The sequence below is a fragment of the Streptomyces sindenensis genome (genome assembly GCF_014649035.1).
In the GTDB taxonomy this organism is placed as follows: domain Bacteria; phylum Actinomycetota; class Actinomycetes; order Streptomycetales; family Streptomycetaceae; genus Streptomyces; species Streptomyces sindenensis.
Genome location: NZ_BMSG01000012.1, coordinates 79,438 through 98,116, shown reverse-complemented (window position 1 = coordinate 98,116; position 18,679 = coordinate 79,438). Strand labels below are relative to the sequence as shown.

Here is an 18,679-nt window from a genome sequence, read left to right as displayed (position 1 = left end):
GTTCCCCCGTACGGGGGACGGGAAATCTGACCTGAACCGAGGTGTACGCCATGGTGGCCCCGCCGGACAACGACGTGATCTGGGCGCGTTCACTGCACCACTCCCACAACGGATCGCCCGGTCTCGGCGGTGTCTCCATCGGCGTCCGGGACGCGGAGATCCTCGCCGTCACCGGCCCGCGCGGCAGCGGCAAGACGACGCTGCTGCACTGCCTCTCGGGCCGGCTCGTGCCCCAGGAGGGCGAGGTCTGGTTCAACAGCGTCCCCGTCCACACCATGGCCCCCCGGGTCCGCGAACAGCTGCGCCGGGAACGCTTCGGCTGGATCTCCGCCGATCCCGAGCTGGTCCCGGAGCTGACCGTCTGGGAGAACACCGCGCTGCCCCTGCTGCTGCGCGGCGTCTCGCACCGGGCCGCCAGGAAGGCCGCCACCGAGTGGCTGGAGCGCCTGGACATCGCCCCGTTCGCCAAGAAGCGGCCGCACGCCCTGCTCCAGGCGCAGCGCCAGCGGATCTCCGTGGCCCGCGCCCTGTGCGGCGCACCGACCGTGATCTTCGCGGACGAGCCCACCGCGACCCTGCACCGCGCGGACCGCGCCCAGGTGCTGCGCACCTTCACCACGGCGGCCCGCTCGCACGGCATCACCGTCGTGCTGGCCACCCATGACGCGGAGGTCGCGGCGCTCGCCGACCGCACCGTGCCCCTGCTGGACGGCCGCTGCGTCGCCACCGTCACCCTGCCTTCGAAACCGGAAGCGGAGGGCCGCGCGGCGTGCTCGCTCTCCGTCTAGCCCGCGGTTCCCATCCCCTCGTCCTGGTCCGGCGGCTGCTGGTGGCCGCCGCGTCGGCCGGTGTCGGATTCCTCCTCCTGTGCGCCCTCGGGTACGCCGCCGCGCACCCGGCGTCCGCCGGTTCGGTGCTGCGGCTGCTGTGGTGCTTCGTGCCGCTGGCCGCCACCGTGCAGTTCGCCGTGGCGGTGGCCCGGACCGACCCGAGCACCCGGCCCCGGCCGGGCCTCTCCTCGCTGGGCCTCGGCCCGGTCCGGCTGTCCGCCCTGGCCGCGGTCTCCACGGCCGTCTCCACCACGCTCGGCTCCGCCGTGGCGCTGCTCTTCTTCCTGCATCTGCGCGGCGATCTGACCGGAATGCCGTTCGACGGGGGCGCGGCGGAGTTCCTCGGCGCGGGCACGCCGCTGCCGCTGGCCGCCGCCCTGATGCTGCTGGCGCTCGTGCCGGTGGCCGCGTCGACGGCGAGCGCGCTGGCGCTGCGGTCGCGGCCCGACCCGGCGCGGGACACCTTCGGCTCCGAGGAGCTCCCGGAGCCCGCACCGGCCCCCGCCGGGCTCCCCTGGGGCGTGGCGCTGACGGCGGCCGGACTCGCGGTCGAGGCGATCGCCTCCCGGGGTCCGTCCGGGAACGCGTTCCCGCTGCCCGGACGGTACGACTCCACCCCGGTGGCGGTGCTGGTCGGGTGGACGCTGACCGCGGTCGGGCTGGCGATGGCCGGACCGAGCCTGACGTATCTGTGCGGCCGTGCCTTGCAGGCGGTGCGCCCCGGGGCCGTACGGCTGCTGGCGGGCCGGGTGCTGATGGACGAGGCGCGCCGGATCGGCCGCCCGCTCGGCATCGTCTGCGCGGTGGTGTCCGCCGCGGTCGCCGCTTCGGCGCTGTACGGGGGCGATGAGCGCCCGTACGGTCCGCTCACCGCACTCGGCGCCGTACTGGTCCTCGGCTGTACGACGGCGACGCTGCTGACCTCGGCGCTGGAGGCCAAGCACGCCCGGGCCCACACGGCGCGGGCGCTGCTCAGGATGGGCGCCCCGGCGGCCACGCTGCGCCGGGCGACGCTGCTGCGGGCGGGCGCGCTGCTGGCCCTGTTCGCCCCGCTGACCTGGGTGATCGCGCAGCTCGCGGCGCTTCCGCTGGCGTAGGGAACCGCGTCAGGGGCGGGCCGCGAGTCGGGCGGCGAGGGCGTCGAAGAAGGACTCCCAGCCGTCCTCGGCCGCCGCGTACTGCTCGGCGGTGAGGTTCCCGCCGCGCTGCTGGAAGGCCAGCTCGGTCCGGCCGCCCCCGAGGTCGCTGAAGGTGACGGTCACGGTCTCGCCCTCGGCGTCCTCGGGGGCGGAGCCGTCCTTCAGCGTGAAGACGAGCCCGTCGGGCTCGCTCACCTCGCGATAGACCCCGTGGAAGGGCATCTCGACGCCCGGCATCACGATGACCAGGCTCCACGAGCCCCCGGGCCGTACGTCCATCGCCACCCGGTCCAGCGGGACGTCCGCCTCGCCTCCGTACCAGGCGGCGAAGTCCTCCGGTGACGTCCAGGCCGCGAAGACCCGCTGCTGCGGGGCGTCGAGGACGCGGGTGAGGTCGATGCCCTCGCGGGTGCCACCGGTCATGGTTCACGGTCCTTCGTCGCTGTCACTGTCGGTGCCGTACGGCGTACGGGTACGGGTTCAGAAGCTCCGGACCTCCAGCTTGCCGGGCCCGGGGCGCGCTGTCGCGGCGTACGGCACGCGGTCAGGGCCGCAGCAGCCCGGCCAGGGTCTCGTACGCGCCGTCCCACCCCCACGCCTCGCGGACCCAGGCCCGGCCCTTATCCCCCATCGCCGCGGCCGCCGCCCGGTCCCGCAGCAGCGTGACGAGCCGGTACGCGACGGCGGCCGTGTCCCGTCCGTCGACCAGGTACCCCGTCTCCCCGTCCCGTACGGCGTCCGGCGCGCCGCCCGAATCGCCGACGAGAACCGGCAGCCCGGCCGCCGCCGCCTCCAGGAAGACGATCCCGAGTCCCTCCACTTCCAGGCCGCCCCTGCGGGTGCGGCAGGGCATGGCGAAGACGTCGGCGGCGGCGTAGTGCCCGGGCATCTCCGGGTGCGGGCGTCCGCCGGCGAGGACCACCGCGTCCGCGACCCCGGTGGCGGCGGCGAGCCGGTGCAGGGTCCGGGCGTACGGTCCGTCGCCGGTCAGCAGGAGTACGGCGTCGGGCACCGCGCGCAGGACGGCGGGGAGGGCGCGGATCAGGGTGTCCTGCCCCTTGCGTGGGACGAGCCGCGCCACGCAGAGGATCACCGGCCGCCCGCCGAGCCCGTACCGCTCGCGGATGCCGCAGACCGGATCGAGCGGCCCTTCCCGTACGCCGTCGCGTGCCGGTTCGCGTACGGCGTCGCGCGCTCCCGGCCGTACGGCGAAGGCCTTCGCGTCCACGCCCGGTGCCAGTCGCACCATGCGGCGGGCGGCGGCCGGGCCGAGCGCGGCGGCGGTAGGCGGACGGGTCGCCGCGCCCAGGTAGGTCACCGCGTCCGTACGCTCCCCGATCCGCCGCAGCAGGGCCCGGGCCCCCGGGGTCCGGGCCCACCACACCTCGTGCCCGTGCGTCGTGGCGACGGCCCGCCGCACCCCGCTCTCCCTGCGCAGCCGGTCCGCCATGAGCCCGAGCGGGGCGGCGGCCCCGAACCAGACGCTGTCGCAGCCGTGGCGGCGGGCTAGTTCGGCGGCGCGGGCGGCGACACGCGGGACGGGCAGCAGCGTCCGGGCCGGATCCCGGAACACCGGGTAGGGCAGGGCCGCGTCAGGGGCGGCGGCTCCGGGTTCGGCGGAGGTGCAGACGACGACGGAGTCCGCGGGGAACCGGTCGGTCATCGCCCGGACGAAGGTCTCGATGCCGCCCTGGCGCGGCGGGAAGTCGTTGGTCACCACGAGGGTGCGGCGGCCGGTCATCGGGACACCCGCTTCCGTACGCGGAGGAGCCAGGGGCGGCCGGGTGTCTCCCGGACCGCCGCCCACACCGCGAGGACCAGCGGGTGCACCAGATAGCCGAACCGGCTCGCGGGCATGAACGCGATGGCCAGGAGCAGCCCGAGCGCGAGCCTCGCCGCCGCGTCCGCCGGTGTCTCCGGGGGCCGGAGGAGAAGAGAGAGGGCGAGGAGGAGGGCGCTCACCCCGAGCAGCAGAAGGGCGAGCGTGCGGCCGCCGGGGACGTGGGTGGCCAGCAGATGGCCGGGGAGCGGGCTCGCGGCGGACGAGACCGCGTCGGTCAGCCCGAGCGGGAACTCGACGACATGGGCCCGGAAAGCGGCCGGGGCGCGCAGCGCTGCGGGCAGGACGAGGGCGGCGGCGGTGAGCAGGGCGACGAGCCCGCAGCGCCGGGCGGCGCGTTCGGCCGGGCGGCGGCCCTCCCCGCGATCCGCCCGGGAGGCCACCGCCAGCAGGGCCAGGGCCACCGGAATCGCGGGCCACGCCGTCCATTTGAGGGCGGCGGCCACACCGAGGGCCACCCCGGCAGCGCCCGCTCTCCCCCGCCCGGCGAGGGCGAGCCCGAGGCACATCAGCCCGGCCACCGGCAGATCGACGCCCCCGACCGCGAGCGGCAGCGCGACCAGCGGGCAGGCGGCGATCCACCGCAGCGGCGCGCTCCGGGACCCGGCCGGAAGAGCGAGCGCGAACGCCGCGAGGAACGCCGCGCCCATCCACAACCGGGGGTCGGTGACCGGACCGGTCCCGGCCACGGCCTCCGGCAGCCCGAAGACGGCCATGCCCGGGAGATACGGGTTGAAGTCCTCCGGCACCAGCGGCCGTTGGAGGTACGGTGTCCCCTCGGCGAGCAGGAGCCCGGCCGATCGCGCGACCACCCGCACCTCCAACTGGGCCCGTTCCACGGCGAGAAGCCACAGCAGCGGCAGCAGAACCGACCCGGCGACGGCGACCGCGCCGGCCGCACGGGGGCTCCGCCCGCCTACGGAGAGCAGCGCGGCGGACAGGTAGCCGAGCGCGGCGGTGGCTCCCCAGACGCGGTGCGGGCCGAGCGAGGAGCAGGCGGCGAGCCCCAGGGCGGCGGCCGAGCACACCGCCCACCAGAGAGCGCCGGAGGGGATCGGTGGCGGCTTTCTGCGCTGGTCAGGAGGGGTGAGGGGCGTGGTCGTTGCCATGGATCCGAGGCTAGGAACGGGCCGTTCACGGATCGTCACACCACCCTCCGGTCCTCGGGCTCAACCCGTGGCATGACGGGGCCCGGGCAATTCCACCCGTGCTCCGATGCGCCCGGCCCGGCGGTGACGAAGAATCTCCGTATGACGCGCACCATCACGCCGGACCGCCCGGCCGCCACCCCCGAAGCCCCGCCGCCGGTCCGCGGGGTGCGGCGACGGCTGCGGCACTGGGCGGCGGCCCCCTCGTACGCCTGGCTGACCGCGGCGGGGCTGACGCTCTTCGCCGTGGTGGAGCTGGCCCTCGTACCGGGTTCGGCGGTCACGGCGTTCGGGGTGGTGGTCTGTACGGCCTCGCTGGCGCTGCGGGCGACCTGGCCCGCCGTCGGGTTCCTGACCGTGGGCGCGGCCCTGCTGAGCTTCGCGACCGACGGCAACATGGCGTACGCGACCATCACCGGGTCCCTGATCGGCTGCTACACCCTGGGGCGGCACCGGGTGCAGCATCCGGCGATGCTCGTGCTGGCCGGTTCGCTGGCGGCGCTGACGGTCAACCTGGTGCACATCGACCGGTGGGCCCGGGACGGCTCACCCGGGCTGCCCGCGCTCCAGGGGACCGACCGGTTCAGTCTCGGGCTGTACGCCGAGACACTGGTGCTCACGGTGATGGTCCTGGGCGCGGTGAGCACCGGGGACGCGGTGCGGGCGCGCGAGGAGACCCGGCACACCCGGGCGGCCGCCCAGTCCCGGCTGCTGGAGATGGAGCGGCGGCAGGCGGCCGAGGCGGAACGGGCGGCGATCGCGAGGGAGTTGCACGACATGATCGCCCATTCGGTGTCGGTGATCGCGGTGCGGGCCGAGAGCGCCACGTACACGACCCCGGACCTCTCACCCCCGGCGCGGGACGCCTTCCAGGAGATCGCGGGCACCGCACGTTCCTCGATGGCGGAGCTGCGGAGGCTGCTGGGGGTGCTGCGGACGGGCGACGACACGTCACCGGCCCCGCTCACCGCCCCGCAGCCCTCGCTGGCGGGTCTCGACGACCTCCTCGGCCAGCACCGGGCGGTGGGCGGCGCGGCCGAGCTGCGGATCAGCGGCGAGCGGGTCCCGCTGCCCGCGTCCTGGGAGCTGTCGGCGTACCGGATCGTCCAGGAGGCCCTGACGAACGCCCGGCGGCACGCCCCGGGTGCGCATTCGGTCGTGGAACTCCACTACGGAACGCGCCTGTTGACGGTACGCGTGAGCGATGACGGACCGGGACCCGAGCCGTCGGGTGACACCGGGCGGGCGGGGCACGGGCTGGTGGGCATGGCCGAACGGGCCTCCCTGCTCGGAGGGGCGCTCACCACCGCTCGGGGCCCGGCCGGCGGCTTTCTCGTGCAGGCGGAGCTGCCGTGGTGATCCGGGTGCTGGTGGCCGACGACCAGGCCGTCGTCCGGACGGCGTTCTCCGGTCTGCTGAACACGCAGGACGACATCGAGGTGGTCGGGGAGGCGGAGGACGGCGAACAGGCCGTGCTCGGCGCGGCCGAACTGCGGCCCGATGTGGCTCTGTTGGACATCCGGATGCCCCGGCTCGGCGGCATCGACGCGGCGCGCGAGATCGTCGCGGCGTCGAACGGGGCGACCAGGGCGCTGATGCTGACGACGTTCGGCCTGGACGAGTACGTGTACGACGCCCTCACCGCCGGAGCCAGCGGCTTCCTGCTGAAGGACGCGACATTTCCCGAACTGCTGCACGCCGTACGGGTGGTGGCGGAGGGCCACGCGCTGCTGGCTCCCGAGATCACCGGGCGGCTGATCGCGGAGTTCGCCCGGCAGCGGGTCAGCGCTCCGCCGAAGCGCTCGATCGAGGGGCTGACCGCGCGCGAGGCCGAGGTGCTCGTCCTGATCGCCCGGGGGCTGTCCAACGCGGACATCGCCGACCGGCTGACCATCACCGACCACACGGTGAAGACCCACATCAACCGGCTGTTCGCGAAGATGGGGCTGCGGGACCGGGCGCAGGCGGTGATCCTGGCGTACGAACTGGGTCTGGTGGTGGCGGGGACCTCAGGCCCCTGAAGGCTTCCCGGCCCCTGCCAGCACCACCGTCTCCGCCGCGTCGAAGCGGACGCCCACGACCGCGCCCTCGTCCGGGGTGTCCCGCAGGGCGCATTCGGCCTCCAGCACCGGCGCGTTCTCGGGCAGCAGCCGTACGGTCACGTGGTTCCCCCGGAAGGTGCGGACGCCGACCGTGCAGCGCAGGCCGTCCTCGGGAGCGCCGATCCGGACCCCGGCGGGCCGGACCAGCAGGTCGGCCTCGCCCTGCGGGGAGCCCTCGGGCACCGGGACCTTGCCCCAGGCGGTGGCGGCCGCCTGGCCGGTGACCGTCGCCGGGGTGACGTTGTCGAAGCCGAGGAACCGGGCGACGAACGCGGAGGCGGGGCGCTGCCAGACGTCCAGCGGGGTGCCCTCCTGCGCGATCCGGCCGTCCCGCATGACGACGACCCGGTCGGCGAGCGCGAACGCCTCGCCCTGGTCGTGCGTGACGGCCAGCACGGTCGTACCCAACTCTTGGAAGAGCGTCCGGAGTTCCACGACGAGCCGTTCGCGCAGGCTCCGGTCGAGCTGACCGAGGGGCTCGTCGAGCATCAGCAGTTTCGGGCGCGGGGCGAGCGCGCGGGCCAGGGCGACGCGCTGCTGTTCGCCGCCGGAGAGGGCCGCCACGGCCCGGCGTTCCGCGCCCGGCAGGCCGACCAGCTCCAGGAGTTCACGGACCCGGGCGTTCGTCTCGGCCCGTCCGGTGCCGTGCATGCGCAGCCCGAAGGCGACGTTGGCGCCGACGTCCCGGTGCGGGAAGAGCTGGTGGTCCTGGAACATCAGGCCGAGCCCGCGCCGGTGCACCGGGACGCCCGCCTGGTCCTGTCCGGCCAGCAGGACCCGGCCGCCGTCCATGGGCTGGAGCCCGGCGACGGCCCGCAGCAGGGTGGACTTCCCGCTGCCGCTGGGCCCCAGCACACAGACGATCCGGTGGTCGTCGACCTCCAGGTCGACCGCGTCGAGCGCGGCCCGCTCCCCGAACCGTACGGTGGCGGCCTGCAAGCTCAGCATGTCGTTCAGAACTCCCCGGATCGGTCGGTGCGGATGCGCTCCAGGAGCAGCAGCGACACCGCGCACACCAGCATCAGAATCGTGCTCAGGGCCATCGCCTGCCCGTAGTTGAGCTCCCCCGACCGGCCCAGCAGCCGGGCCACGGCGACCGGCAGGGTCGGGTTGTCGGGCCGGGCGATGAAGACCGTCGCGCCGAACTCCCCGAGGGAGACGGCGAACGCGAAGCCCGCCGCGACCAGCACCGCCCGCCGGACCAGCGGCAGATCGACCTCCCGCCAGGCCCGCAGCGGGGATGCCCCCAGCACGGCGGCCGCCTCCCGCAGCCGGTCGTCGACGGCCCGCAGCACGGGCAGCATGGTCCGGACGACGAAGGGGACGCCGACCAGCGCCTGGGCCAGCGGGACCAGGATCCAGGAGGTCCGCAGGTCCAGCGGCGGCTTGTCCAGGGTGATCAGGAAGCCGAAGCCGACGGTCACGGCGGAGACCCCGAGGGGCAGCATCAGCAGCGCGTCGAAGCCCCGGACCAGCCGTCCGGCCCGCCGGGTCAGGGCCGCCGCCGCGAGCCCGCCGACGACGAGGGCGATGAGCGTCGCGACGAGCGCGTACCGCAGGGAGTTGCCGACGGCCTCCAGCGGCGGCACCAGGAAGGTGGAGGAGCCGCCCGCCCCGACCGTCTGGAGGGCCTCGTAGTAGCCGAAGCCGTAACCCCCAGGGCCATCGAAGGACCGTTCCACCAGCACACCGAGCGGCAGCAGGATCAGCAGCAGTGCCGTGAGCAGTACGCCGCCGAGCAGCGCCCACTGTCCGGCTCCGCGCGGCCGGCGGGAGGTCTGCGCCGGGTCGACGAGCTTCAGCGCCCGTTCCCGGCGGCGTACGGTCGCGGCGTGCACGGCGAGGATTCCGCCGACCGCGGCGAACTGCACCAGGGTCAGCACGGCGGCGGTCGGCAGGTCCAGCAGTTGCGCGGTCTGCCGGTAGATCTCCACCTCCAGGGTGGAGTACGCCGGTCCGCCGAGGATCTGTACGACGCCGAAGGAGGTGAAGGTGAAGAGGAAGACCATCAGCGCGGCGGCGGCCACGGCCGGGGCCAGCGCGGGCAGTGTCACCCGGCGGAACGCGGCGAACCGCCCGGCCCCCAGCACCCGGGCGGCCTCTTCCTGGCGCGGGTCGAGCTGGGACCAGAGCCCGCCCACCGTCCGGACGACCACGGCGTAGTTGAAGAAGACGTGGGCCAGCAGGATCGCCCACACGGTGGTGTCGAGGCGGACGCCCCACAGCTCGTCGAGGAGACCGCCGCGCCCGAGCAGCGCCAGGAACGCGGTGCCGACGACGACGGTGGGCAGCACGAACGGCACGGTGACGACCGCCCGCAGCACCTGTTTGCCCGGGAAGTCGAAGCGGGCGAAGACATACGCCCCGGGCAGGGCGATCAGCAGGGTGAGCGCGGTCGAGGCGAGGGCCTGCCAGGTGGTGAACCAGAGGACGTCGAGGATGTCCGGGCGGCTCAGCACCTCGCCGATCCGCCCGAACTGCCAGTCGCCCTCCGCCTTGAGCCCGCGGCCGACGATGGCGGTCACGGGATAGGCGAAGAACACCGCGAAGAACGCGACGGGCACGGCCATCAGGCCGAGCCGCACGGCGGCTCCGCGCCGTCCGGACCGCCGCCCGGACCCGCTGCCGGCGGGCCGGACGGCCTTCTTCTCGATCCCTACTTCAGGACCAGCGACTGCCACGACTGGATCCACTGCTCACGGTTGGCGGCGATCTTCTCGGGCGCGACGGTGGGAGGCGTGTCGACCTTCTCGCCGTGCTCCGTGAACAGCTCCGGCAGCTCGGCGTCCGTCACGACCGGGTTGACGAACATGTTCAGCGGCATGTCCTCCTGGAACGTCTTGCTGATCATGAAGTCCAGCAGCGCCTTGCCGCCCGCCTCGTTCTTCGCCCCGGTGAGCAGCCCGGCGTACTCGGTCTGCCGGAAGCAGGTGCCGGTGGCGACCCCGGTGGGGGCCTCCTTCGGCTGCGGGTCGGCGTAGAGCACCTCGACGGGCGGGCTGGAGGCGTAGGAGACGACGAGCGGCCGGTCGGCCTTGGCCTTCTTGCCGCCGGCGGAGCCGGAGAACTCCTCGTTGTACGCCTGCTCCCAGCCGTCGACGACCTTGACGCCGTTGGCCTTCAGCTTCTTCCAGTACGCCTCGTAGCCGTCCTCGCCCTCGGCGGCGACGGTGCCGAGGAGGAAGCCGAGACCGGGCGAGGAACTGGCCGCGTTCTCCGTGACGAGGAGGTTCTTGTACGCGGGCTTGATCAGGTCCGCGAAGGTCTGCGGCGGGGCGAGCTTCTTGTCGGCGAAGTACTTCTTGTCGTAGTTGACGCAGATGTCACCCGTGTCGACGGGCGTGACGCGGTGCTTCTCGTCCGTCTGCGTGTCCGGCGCGAGGCGCTCCAGGCCCTTGGCCTCGTACGCGGTGAAGAGGCCGTTGTCGAGGGCACGGGAGAGCAGGGTGTTGTCGACGCCGAAGAAGACGTCACCGCGCGGGGAGCCCTTGGTCAGGATCTCCTGGTTGAGCGCGGCCCCGGCGTCACCGCTCTTGAGGGTCTTGACCGTGTAGCCGGTCTCCTTCGTGAAGGCCTTCAGCACGTCTTGCGAGACGTTGAAGGAGTCGTGGCTGACCAGGGTCACGGTCTTGGATCCGCTGCCCTTGGACGCCCCGGAGCCCGCCGAGCCGTCGTCGCTGCCGCAGCCGGCGAGCACGGTGACGCCGAGCGCCGCCGCGAGCGCGGTCGCCGCGTACTTCGTGGTGGTGTTCATGTGATTCCTCCTGGGGGTGACCAGGAAGAGACGCGGCCCCGCCCGCTGTCCGGCGAACCGGAAGCGGGCAGGGCGCAACAGCTTGAGTAAGGTCCGAACTTCCTACCCGGAATGACCCGGGCGAGGTTCAGAGGGTCTGCGGCCAACCTGTCCTTGGTGCCGCACTCTCAGCGCTGTGGCGCTCCCCTGTCGGAATATGAAGTTGATTTCGGGCCCAGGCTACACCGGCGGTTTTCGGCCGCCCGCCCGGGAACCTCCTACGCGGCCCTATCGCTCGGAGGCCGCCAGCTGACCGCAGGCCCCGTCGATCTCCTGACCGCGGGTGTCCCGGACGGTGACGGGCACGCCGTGGGCCGCGATGGCCTCGACGAACGCCTTCTCGTCCTCGGGGCGCGAGGCGGTCCACTTGGAGCCGGGCGTGGGGTTCAGCGGGATCAGGTTGACGTGCACCCGCTTGCCCTTGAGCAGCCGGCCGAGCAGGTCGCCGCGCCAGGCCTGGTCGTTGATGTCCCGGATCAGGGCGTACTCGATGGAGATCCGGCGGCCGGACTTCTCCGCGTACTCCCACGCGGCGTCCAGGACCTCGCGGACCTTCCACCGGGTGTTGACGGGGACCAGGGTGTCGCGCAGCTCGTCGTCCGGGGCGTGCAGCGAGACGGCGAGGCGGCACTTGAAGCCCTCGTCGGCGAAGCGCAGCATGGCCGGGACGAGGCCCACGGTGGAGACGGTGATCCCGCGCTGCGAGAGACCGAGGCCGTCCGGCTCGGGGTCGGTGAGCCGGCGGATGGCGCCGACGACCCGCTTGTAGTTGGCGAGCGGCTCACCCATGCCCATGAAGACGATGTTGGAGAGCCGGGCGGGACCGCCGGGCACCTCGCCGTCGCGCAGGGCGCGCATGCCGTCGACGATCTGGTGCACGATCTCGGCGGTCGACAGATTGCGGTCGAGGCCGGCCTGCCCGGTGGCGCAGAAGGGGCAGTTCATTCCGCAGCCGGCCTGCGAGGAGATGCACATCGTGACGCGGTCCGGATAGCGCATCAGGACGGACTCGACGAGCGTCCCGTCGTGCAGCTTCCACAGGGTCTTGCGGGTGGTGTCGTCGTCGCAGCTGATGTGCCGGATCACGGACATCAGCTCGGGGAACAGCGCCTCGGCGAGCTTCTCCCGCGACGCGGCCGGGATGTTGGTCCACTCGGCCGGGTCGTGCGCGTACCGCGCGAAGTAGTGCTGCGAGAGCTGCTGGGCGCGGAACGGCTTCTCGCCGGTCGCGGCGACCGCTTCCTTGCGCTCGGCGGGCGTGAGGTCGGCGAGGTGCCGCGGCGGCTTCTTGGCTCCGCGGGGCGCGACGAAAGTGAGTTCTCCGGGCTTAGGCATGGTTCATCCAGTGTCGCAGACATACGGGTGAGGGCCCGCCGCCCTGTGGACGACGGACCCTCACTCGGGGAACGTGCAGGTGGGACGGGGGTCCCGGGGTGCTGGGGCGGTCAGCCGGAGCCGACGAACAGCACCAGCAGGAGCCACACCACCGGCGCGGTCGGCAGGAGCGAGTCCAGCCGGTCCATGATGCCGCCGTGGCCGGGGAGCAGGGTGCCCATGTCCTTGATCCCGAGGTCCCGCTTGATCATCGACTCGCCCAGGTCGCCCAGGGTGGCGCTGGCCGCGACCGCCAGGCCGAGCAGCAGGCCCTGCCACCAGGCGCCGCCGTCGATCAGGAACTCCATGCAGAGCGCGCCGGCCACCATGGCGAAGCCGACCGCCCCGAGCAGGCCCTCGCGGGTCTTGCCGGGGCTGATGCGCGGGGCGAGCTTGTGCTTGCCGAAGCGCCAGCCGACCGCGTACGCCCCGGTGTCGCTGACCACCGTGAGGACGAGGAAGGTCAGCACCCGCCACGACCCGTCGTCCGCCGTCAGCAGCAGGGCGACGAAGGTGGCCAGGAACGGGACGTAGAACGCCGCGAAGACCCCGGCCGTGACGTCCTTGAGATACCCCTCCGGTGGCTCGGTCATCCGCCAGACCAGCACCGCGAGGGCGGTCAGGGCCATGGCGACCCAGGCGCCCTCGGGGCCCCGGGCGTACCCGGCGACGACCATCGCGGCTCCGCCGACGGCCAGCGGGATCAGGGGCGCCTTGATGCCCTTGCGCTCCTGGAGACGCGAGGTGAGCTCCCAGAGGCCGACGACGACGGCGATCACTATGACGCCGATGAAGACGGCCTTCACGATGAACAGCGAGACGCCGATGACGGCGCCGAGGCCCACGCCGACCCCTATGGCGGCGCGCAGATCGCGCCCCGCGCGCTTCTTGCGCGGCGGGGACGGCGGCGGGGTGGACATGGGCTCCTGCGGCATCTCGTCACGGAACAGGGGGCCGCTGATGCGAGCGGCGTCCCCGTCCCGTTCGTCGCGGCTCTGCGGCTCTCTGTCTGCGTCTCTACCTGCGTCGGGAACGTCCGGCACGATGCGCATGGGCCGAGTCTGCTGGGCGCCGTGCACATCGTGGGCAGGACCCGCCGGGGCAGCCCTCATCTCGGGCGTGCCCCAGTATCCGGCTCCTTGCGGGGCGCCCCAGGAAGAGTCGTTCATCAGACTTCGAGCAGCTCGGCTTCCTTGTGCTTGAGCAGCTCGTCCACCTGCGCGACGTACTTCGCGGTGGTGTCGTCGAGCTCCTTCTCGGCGCGGCGCACCTCGTCCTCGCCGGACTCCTTGTCCTTGACGAGCTTGTCGAGGTTCTCCTTGGCCTTGCGGCGGATGGAGCGGATCGAGATCTTGGAGTCCTCGGCCTTGGTCTTGGCGACCTTGATGTACTCCTTGCGGCGGTCCTGGGTGAGCTCGGGGAAGGTCACCCGGATGATATTGCCGTCGTTGCTCGGGTTGACGCCGAGGTCGGAGTCGCGGATCGCCTGCTCGATGTTGCGCAGCGCGGTCTTGTCGAACGGCGTCACAACGGCCATCCGCGGCTCGGGAACCGAGAACGAGGCCAGCTGGTTGATCGGGGTCAGCGCGCCGTAGTAGTCGGCGACGATCTTGTTGAACATCGCCGGGTGCGCGCGGCCGGTACGGATCGCGGCGAAGTCCTCTTTCGCGACGACAACGGCCTTCTCCATCTTCTCCTCGGCCTCGAGGAGGATTTCTTCGATCACCACGTGCTCCTGCGTGTCTTGGGCGGGCCCGGCGTCGTCATCGCCGCGCCCTGCGGGTCCTGCGTCGCGTCCTCACCTGCACGGTGTCCGACCGGCAGGCCGTTGTCCATCCTGGGGGCCGTCAGGCCCGGGTGCTCTCGTCGCTCACGAGCGTGCCGATCTTCTCACCCCTGACCGCGCGGGCGATATTGCCCAGGGCGGTCAGCTCGAAGACGAGGATCGGCAGCTGGTTGTCGCGGCAGAGCGTGATGGCGGTGGCATCGGCGACCTTCAGGTCGCGGGCGATCACCTCGCCGTACTCCAGTGCGTCGAACTTCACCGCGCCGGGGTTGGTCTTCGGGTCGGAGTCGTAGACCCCGTCCACACCGTTCTTCCCCATGAGCAGCGCCTCGGCGTCGATCTCCAGGGCGCGCTGCGCGGCGGTGGTGTCGGTGGAGAAGTACGGCATGCCCATACCGGCGCCGAAGATCACCACGCGCCCCTTCTCCAGGTGCCGTACGGCACGGAGCGGGATGTACGGCTCGGCGACCTGGCCCATGGTGATGGCGGTCTGGACGCGCGAGTCGATGCCCTCCTTCTCCAGGAAGTCCTGGAGCGCCAGGCAGTTCATGACGGTGCCGAGCATGCCCATGTAGTCGGACCGGGCCCGGTCCATGCCGCGCTGCTGGAGCTCGGCACCACGGAAGAAGTTGCCTCCTCCGATGACCACCGCGATCTGGGCGCCGTCGCGGACGACGGCGGCGATCTCGCGGGCGATGGTGTGCACGACGTCGGGGTCGACGCCGAGACCGCCGCCGCCGGCGAATGCCTCACCGGAGAGCTTCAGCATGAAGCGCCCGGACCCCTTGTCGTCGTCGCGCTTGTCGTCGGCCGGAATGGCGTCCGCGCCCTTGTCCATGGAAATTCTCCTCGTGCACATACGAAGAAGGCCATTGCCGGTGGGTCTGGTGTCCCTACAGCGGCAATGGCCTCCTCGTCAGATCTGCGGTCGTCCGGCGTGCGTGCGGCCGTCGACTGCGTCAGACCCTATCGGGTCCGACGCTGTTCGCCCGGACGGACTCAGATGCCGACCTTGATGCGCGAGAAGCGCTTCAGGGTGACACCGGCCTCGTCCAGGACCTTCTGGACGGACTTCTTGGCGTCCAGCGCGTACGGCTGGCCCAGGAGGGTGGCCTCCTTGAAGAAGCCGTTGACCCGACCCTCGACGATCTTCGGGAGGGCGGCCTCGGGCTTGCCCTCGGCGCGGGTGGTCTCCTCGGCGACGCGGCGCTCGGCCTCGACGACCTCGGCCGGGACGTCCTCGCGGGACAGGTACTTCGGGGCGAAGGCGGCGATGTGCTGCGCGATGCCCTTGGCCAGGTCGGCGTCGGCCTTGTCGAGCTCGACCAGAACACCGATCTGCGGGGGCAGGTCGGGCATGGTGCGGTGCATGTACACGGAGACGAACGCGCCGGTGAACTGCGCGAAGCGGTCCAGGACGATCTTCTCGCCGAGGTTGGCGTTGGCCTCGTCGACGTACGCCTGGACGGTCTTGCCGGCCTCGATCTCGGAGGCGAGCAGCGCGTCGATGTCGGCCGGGGAGGTCGCGGCGACGTGCGCGGCGAGCGTGTTGGCGACGTCCTGGAACTTCTCGCCCTTGGCGACGAAGTCCGTCTCGCACTTCAGCTCGAGGATGACGCCGGACGTCTGGTCCTCGGAGACGAGGGAGACGACGGCACCGTTCTCGGCGGAACGGCCCTCGCGCTTGGCGACGCCCTTCTGGCCCTTGATACGGAGCGCCTCGACGGCCTTGTCGACGTTGCCGTCGGCCTCGTCGAGCGCCTTCTTGCAGTCCATCATGCCGGCGCCGGTGAGCTCGCGGAGCTTCTTGACGTCAGCGGCGGTGTAGTTCGCCATGAGTCTGTATGTCTCTCTCGAAGTCTGAAAGATCTACGGGTGAACGGCGGGGGCGACGCTCGTGGCGTCGGCCCCCGCCGTCAGCAGCCGTGACGGGTGTCAGGCCTGCTCGGCATCCGCGGCCGGAGCCTCGGCCTCGGCGACGGCCTCGGCCGGCTTCTCGGCGTCGGCGACCTTCTCGGTCTCGGCGGAGGACTGGACCTCGGCGGCAGCCGCGGTCTCGTCCTTCTTGTCGCCCTCGAGCAGGTCGCGCTCCCACTCGGCCAGCGGCTCGCCGGCGGCCTTCTCGCCCGGCTTCGAGTCACCGGTGGCGGCACCGGAGCGGGCGATGAGGCCCTCGGCGACGGCGTCGGCGATCACGCGGGTGAGCAGGGTGACGGAGCGGATCGCGTCGTCGTTGCCCGGAATCTTGTAGTCGACCTCGTCGGGGTCGCAGTTGGTGTCGAGGATCGCGACGACCGGGATGTGGAGCTTGCGCGCCTCACCGACGGCGATGTGCTCCTTCTTGGTGTCGACGATCCAGACGGCGCTGGGCACCTTCTGCATCTCGCGGATACCACCGAGGGTCTTCTCCAGCTTGGCCTTCTCGCGCGAGAGGACCAGGAGCTCCTTCTTGGTGAGGCCGGAGGCGGCCACGTCCTCGAAGTCGATGAGCTCCAGCTCCTTCAGGCGCTGGAGGCGCTTGTAGACGGTGGAGAAGTTGGTGAGCATGCCACCGAGCCAACGCTGGTTGACGTACGGCATGCCGACGCGCGTCGCCTGCTCGGCGATGGCCTCCTGGGCCTGCTTCTTCGTACCCACGAACATGATGGAGCCGCCGTGGGCGACGGTCTCCTTGACGAACTCGTAGGCGCGGTCGATGTACGACAGCGACTGGAGCAGGTCGATGATGTAGATGCCGTTGCGCTCGGTGAAGATGAAGCGCTTCATCTTCGGGTTCCAGCGACGGGTCTGGTGACCGAAGTGGACGCCGCTTTCCAGCAGCTCCCGCATCGTGACGACGGCCATGGCCGTACTCCTTGAGGTACTCGGTTATCGCGACCGCAGGTTTGCGTTCGCGCCTGACGCCCCGACGCGCCGTGCCACGAGGGACCGAGGAGCGCGGCCACCTTCGAGAATGAGGAAGGTGGCGGGGCGTGCGAAGTCGACCCGGTGACCCGGATCGCCGTAAGAAGTGTACGGGACCGGCTGAGTGCCGGGTGACGGCAACGTCCATGGCCGGGTGACCGCAGTGCCACGGCAACGTCCATGGCCGGGTGACGGCAATGCCACGGCAACGTCCATGGCCGGGTTACGGCAGTGGACGGCAACATCCATGACCGCGTGACGCTAGTGCCACGGCAACGTCCATGGCCACGTGACCGCAGTGCCACGGCCGGGTGACGGGGATGTCCACAACGGGCGAGCAGTCCACAGGAACGGCCCATGATCCCCGGAACCCCGGCCTCCGGGACATCGTGGCGGGCATGCGCCACCAGCCCGGCCCACGCCGCTCCCCCGCCCGTCGTCCCCTGCTGCCGCTCCTGCCCCTGGGGCTCCTGGGGCTCCTGCTGTACGTGCTGCTTCCGCCCGGTCCGGCGGGACCGGCAGGAGTGCCCGTGCCGGACCCGGCTGCCGTGCCGGCCGGGGCGTCGGCGTCTCTCCTCGGCCCGGATGCCGGCGGGGACACGGGCGGCGGGATCCGGAGCTGGCCGCTGGCGGGGAGGCCGGCGCTGTTGCGGGGGTGGGAGCCGCCCGCCGGTCCGTACGGGCCCGGGCACCGCGGCGTGGACCTCGCGGCGGGTCCGGGCGCCCGGGTGCTGGCGGCCGCCGACGGCCGGGTGTCGTTCGCGGGGCGGGTGGCGGGACGCGGGGTGCTGGCCATCGAGGTGGCCGGCAGCGGTTCACCGCCGCTGCGCACCACGTACGAGCCGGTGCGGCCGCTGGTCGAGGAGGGCGCGGACGTGCGCGCGGGACAGCCGGTCGGGGTGCTGGAGGCGGGGCCGTTCCACTGCGAGGCGGGCTGCCTGCACTGGGGGCTGCGGCGCGGGGACGCCTATCTGGACCCGCTCTCGCTGCTGCCGCCCGCACTGCTGCGGAGGGGACCTTCGCGGTTGCTGCCGGTGTTCGGTGTGCCGGAGCCGGGCGCACCGGCACAGGCGTTCCGCGAGGGGTGGGGCAGGGTCAGCCGCTCACACCGCGCAGGACCATCGCGACGGCGGTGTCCGCGATGACACCCGGCTCCTCGGCGACGCCCAGTTCGATCCGTCGTACGGCGGCGTCGACCGACCCCTGCAGGAGCATGGCGGCCAGCCTCGGCTGGGCGTGGCCCAGGTCGCCGAGCGCTTCGACGATCATGGCGATCAGCCCGCCGTGCGCGGCCCGGATCTTCTCCCGGGCGCCGGCGTCCAGCTCGCTCGCGGAGATCGCGACGACCGCGCGGTGGCGGCGGTCGCCGACGAGGTCGAGCTGGCGGCGCACATACGCCTCGATCTTCGCCTCGGGCGTCTCGGCGCGCTGCATGGCGTTCTCGACCTCGGCCGCCCAGACGGGGAAGTCGACGGCGCACAGCTCCTCGACGACGGCGGCGCGGGAGCGGAAGTACTCGTACACGGAGGACCGGGCGAGGCCCGTGCGCTCGGCGAGTGCGGGGAAGGTCAGCGCTTCCGTACCGCCCTCGGACAGCAGGGAGCGCGCGGCGTCCAGGAGGGCGCCGCGCTGCATGGTCCGGTGCTCGGCCACGGAGGCCGCTCGAATCCTGGGCACGCATCCACTCTACGGCGGCGGCCGCGTGGAGGAAGGGCACAGCCACCGATCGGACGGCCGGAGAGGGCCGGGAAGGGGATACCGGC

18 protein-coding genes are annotated in these 18,679 nt (G+C 72.5%); 5 read left to right on the top strand and 13 right to left on the bottom strand.

The window, feature by feature from the left end; translation table 11 throughout:
- The first annotated feature begins 50 nt into the window (after positions 1–50).
- Positions 51–788, top strand: coding sequence for an ABC transporter ATP-binding protein (locus IE145_RS15875; protein ID WP_069739313.1), 738 nt, complete (start codon positions 51–53; stop codon positions 786–788).
- The gene (locus IE145_RS15870) at positions 770–1,927 is read left to right on the top strand and encodes a hypothetical protein (protein WP_189525684.1); all 1,158 of its coding nucleotides are present in this window, start codon (positions 770–772) and stop codon (positions 1,925–1,927) included. Before IE145_RS15875 ends, IE145_RS15870 begins: the two co-directional genes overlap by 19 nt.
- A gap of 9 nt (positions 1,928–1,936) precedes the next feature.
- Here IE145_RS15870 and IE145_RS15865 read toward each other — a convergent pair whose 3' ends face one another.
- From IE145_RS15865 to IE145_RS15855, 3 genes are all read right to left on the bottom strand, one after another.
- Positions 1,937–2,392, bottom strand: a complete 456-nt coding sequence (locus IE145_RS15865; RefSeq protein WP_189525683.1) for an SRPBCC family protein — start codon at positions 2,390–2,392, stop codon at positions 1,937–1,939.
- A gap of 121 nt (positions 2,393–2,513) precedes the next feature.
- Positions 2,514–3,710, bottom strand: coding sequence for a glycosyltransferase family 4 protein (locus IE145_RS15860; RefSeq protein WP_189525682.1), 1,197 nt, complete (start codon positions 3,708–3,710; stop codon positions 2,514–2,516).
- Positions 3,707–4,918, bottom strand: a complete 1,212-nt coding sequence (locus IE145_RS15855) for a glycosyltransferase 87 family protein (protein WP_189525681.1) — start codon at positions 4,916–4,918, stop codon at positions 3,707–3,709. The genes IE145_RS15860 and IE145_RS15855 overlap by 4 nt, the downstream gene beginning before the upstream one ends.
- A gap of 141 nt (positions 4,919–5,059) precedes the next feature.
- On the opposite strand from IE145_RS15855, the gene IE145_RS15850 reads away from it, so the two are divergent.
- Together IE145_RS15850 and IE145_RS15845 are read left to right on the top strand one after the other, a co-directional pair.
- Entirely contained in the window at positions 5,060–6,316 is a 1,257-nt protein-coding gene (locus IE145_RS15850) for a sensor histidine kinase (RefSeq protein ID WP_189525680.1), read from the top strand.
- On the top strand, positions 6,310–6,978 hold the full coding sequence (locus IE145_RS15845) for a response regulator (protein ID WP_189525679.1): 669 nt from the start codon (positions 6,310–6,312) through the stop codon (positions 6,976–6,978). The genes IE145_RS15850 and IE145_RS15845 overlap by 7 nt, the downstream gene beginning before the upstream one ends.
- Here the strand turns inward: IE145_RS15845 and IE145_RS15840 are convergent.
- The 9 genes from IE145_RS15840 to rpsB form a co-directional block, all read right to left on the bottom strand.
- Positions 6,967–8,007, bottom strand: a complete 1,041-nt coding sequence (locus IE145_RS15840; RefSeq protein ID WP_189525678.1) for an ABC transporter ATP-binding protein — start codon at positions 8,005–8,007, stop codon at positions 6,967–6,969. The two genes, IE145_RS15845 and IE145_RS15840, sit on opposite strands and share 12 nt — an antisense overlap.
- A gap of 5 nt (positions 8,008–8,012) precedes the next feature.
- Positions 8,013–9,629, bottom strand: a complete 1,617-nt coding sequence (locus tag IE145_RS15835; protein WP_189525751.1) for an ABC transporter permease — start codon at positions 9,627–9,629, stop codon at positions 8,013–8,015.
- Positions 9,630–9,715: 86 nt separating this feature from the next.
- Entirely contained in the window at positions 9,716–10,813 is a 1,098-nt protein-coding gene (locus tag IE145_RS15830; protein WP_189525677.1) for a thiamine ABC transporter substrate-binding protein, read from the bottom strand.
- Between the two features lie 267 nt (positions 10,814–11,080).
- Complete coding sequence (gene rlmN, locus IE145_RS15825) at positions 11,081–12,187, bottom strand: dual-specificity RNA methyltransferase RlmN (protein WP_030715656.1); 1,107 nt, start codon at positions 12,185–12,187, stop codon at positions 11,081–11,083.
- A gap of 110 nt (positions 12,188–12,297) precedes the next feature.
- The gene (locus tag IE145_RS15820; RefSeq protein ID WP_189525676.1) at positions 12,298–13,395 is read right to left on the bottom strand and encodes a phosphatidate cytidylyltransferase; all 1,098 of its coding nucleotides are present in this window, start codon (positions 13,393–13,395) and stop codon (positions 12,298–12,300) included.
- Positions 13,395–13,952: a ribosome recycling factor gene (gene frr, locus IE145_RS15815; protein WP_006127917.1), complete on the bottom strand. Its 558-nt coding sequence runs from the start codon at positions 13,950–13,952 to the stop codon at positions 13,395–13,397. Before frr ends, IE145_RS15820 begins: the two co-directional genes overlap by 1 nt.
- 121 nt (positions 13,953–14,073) lie before the next feature.
- Entirely contained in the window at positions 14,074–14,850 is a 777-nt protein-coding gene (gene pyrH, locus IE145_RS15810; protein ID WP_189525675.1) for a UMP kinase, read from the bottom strand.
- Positions 14,851–15,011: 161 nt separating this feature from the next.
- Positions 15,012–15,848, bottom strand: coding sequence for a translation elongation factor Ts (tsf, locus tag IE145_RS15805; RefSeq protein ID WP_189525674.1), 837 nt, complete (start codon positions 15,846–15,848; stop codon positions 15,012–15,014).
- Between the two features lie 99 nt (positions 15,849–15,947).
- A complete protein-coding gene (rpsB, locus tag IE145_RS15800; protein ID WP_019766411.1) occupies positions 15,948–16,856 on the bottom strand; it encodes a 30S ribosomal protein S2 in 909 nt (302 codons plus the stop codon).
- A 458-nt stretch (positions 16,857–17,314) separates the two neighbouring features.
- Here rpsB and IE145_RS15795 point away from each other — a divergent pair, with 458 nt between their 5' ends.
- Positions 17,315–18,061: a murein hydrolase activator EnvC family protein gene (locus tag IE145_RS15795; protein WP_189525673.1), complete on the top strand. Its 747-nt coding sequence runs from the start codon at positions 17,315–17,317 to the stop codon at positions 18,059–18,061.
- On the opposite strand, the gene IE145_RS15790 is transcribed toward IE145_RS15795, so the two are convergent.
- Complete coding sequence (locus IE145_RS15790) at positions 18,012–18,569, bottom strand: TetR/AcrR family transcriptional regulator (RefSeq protein WP_069740216.1); 558 nt, start codon at positions 18,567–18,569, stop codon at positions 18,012–18,014. The two genes, IE145_RS15795 and IE145_RS15790, sit on opposite strands and share 50 nt — an antisense overlap.
- Between the last annotated feature and the right edge of the window lie 110 nt (positions 18,570–18,679).

Coding starts and splice junctions, on each gene's coding strand:
- IE145_RS15850 (WP_189525680.1), top strand. CDS start 5,060: ATGACGCGCACCATCACGCCGGACCGCCCGGCCGCCACCCCCGAAGCC.
- tsf (WP_189525674.1), bottom strand. CDS start 15,848: ATGGCGAACTACACCGCCGCTGACGTCAAGAAGCTCCGCGAGCTCACC.
- pyrH (WP_189525675.1), bottom strand. CDS start 14,850: ATGGACAAGGGCGCGGACGCCATTCCGGCCGACGACAAGCGCGACGAC.
- IE145_RS15875 (WP_069739313.1), top strand. CDS start 51: ATGGTGGCCCCGCCGGACAACGACGTGATCTGGGCGCGTTCACTGCAC.
- IE145_RS15860 (WP_189525682.1), bottom strand. CDS start 3,710: ATGACCGGCCGCCGCACCCTCGTGGTGACCAACGACTTCCCGCCGCGC.
- IE145_RS15855 (WP_189525681.1), bottom strand. CDS start 4,918: ATGGCAACGACCACGCCCCTCACCCCTCCTGACCAGCGCAGAAAGCCG.
- IE145_RS15795 (WP_189525673.1), top strand. CDS start 17,315: ATGCGCCACCAGCCCGGCCCACGCCGCTCCCCCGCCCGTCGTCCCCTG.
- IE145_RS15820 (WP_189525676.1), bottom strand. CDS start 13,395: ATGAACGACTCTTCCTGGGGCGCCCCGCAAGGAGCCGGATACTGGGGC.
- IE145_RS15865 (WP_189525683.1), bottom strand. CDS start 2,392: ATGACCGGTGGCACCCGCGAGGGCATCGACCTCACCCGCGTCCTCGAC.
- rpsB (WP_019766411.1), bottom strand. CDS start 16,856: ATGGCCGTCGTCACGATGCGGGAGCTGCTGGAAAGCGGCGTCCACTTC.
- IE145_RS15840 (WP_189525678.1), bottom strand. CDS start 8,007: ATGCTGAGCTTGCAGGCCGCCACCGTACGGTTCGGGGAGCGGGCCGCG.
- IE145_RS15830 (WP_189525677.1), bottom strand. CDS start 10,813: ATGAACACCACCACGAAGTACGCGGCGACCGCGCTCGCGGCGGCGCTC.
- IE145_RS15835 (WP_189525751.1), bottom strand. CDS start 9,629: ATGGCCGTGCCCGTCGCGTTCTTCGCGGTGTTCTTCGCCTATCCCGTG.
- rlmN (WP_030715656.1), bottom strand. CDS start 12,187: ATGCCTAAGCCCGGAGAACTCACTTTCGTCGCGCCCCGCGGAGCCAAG.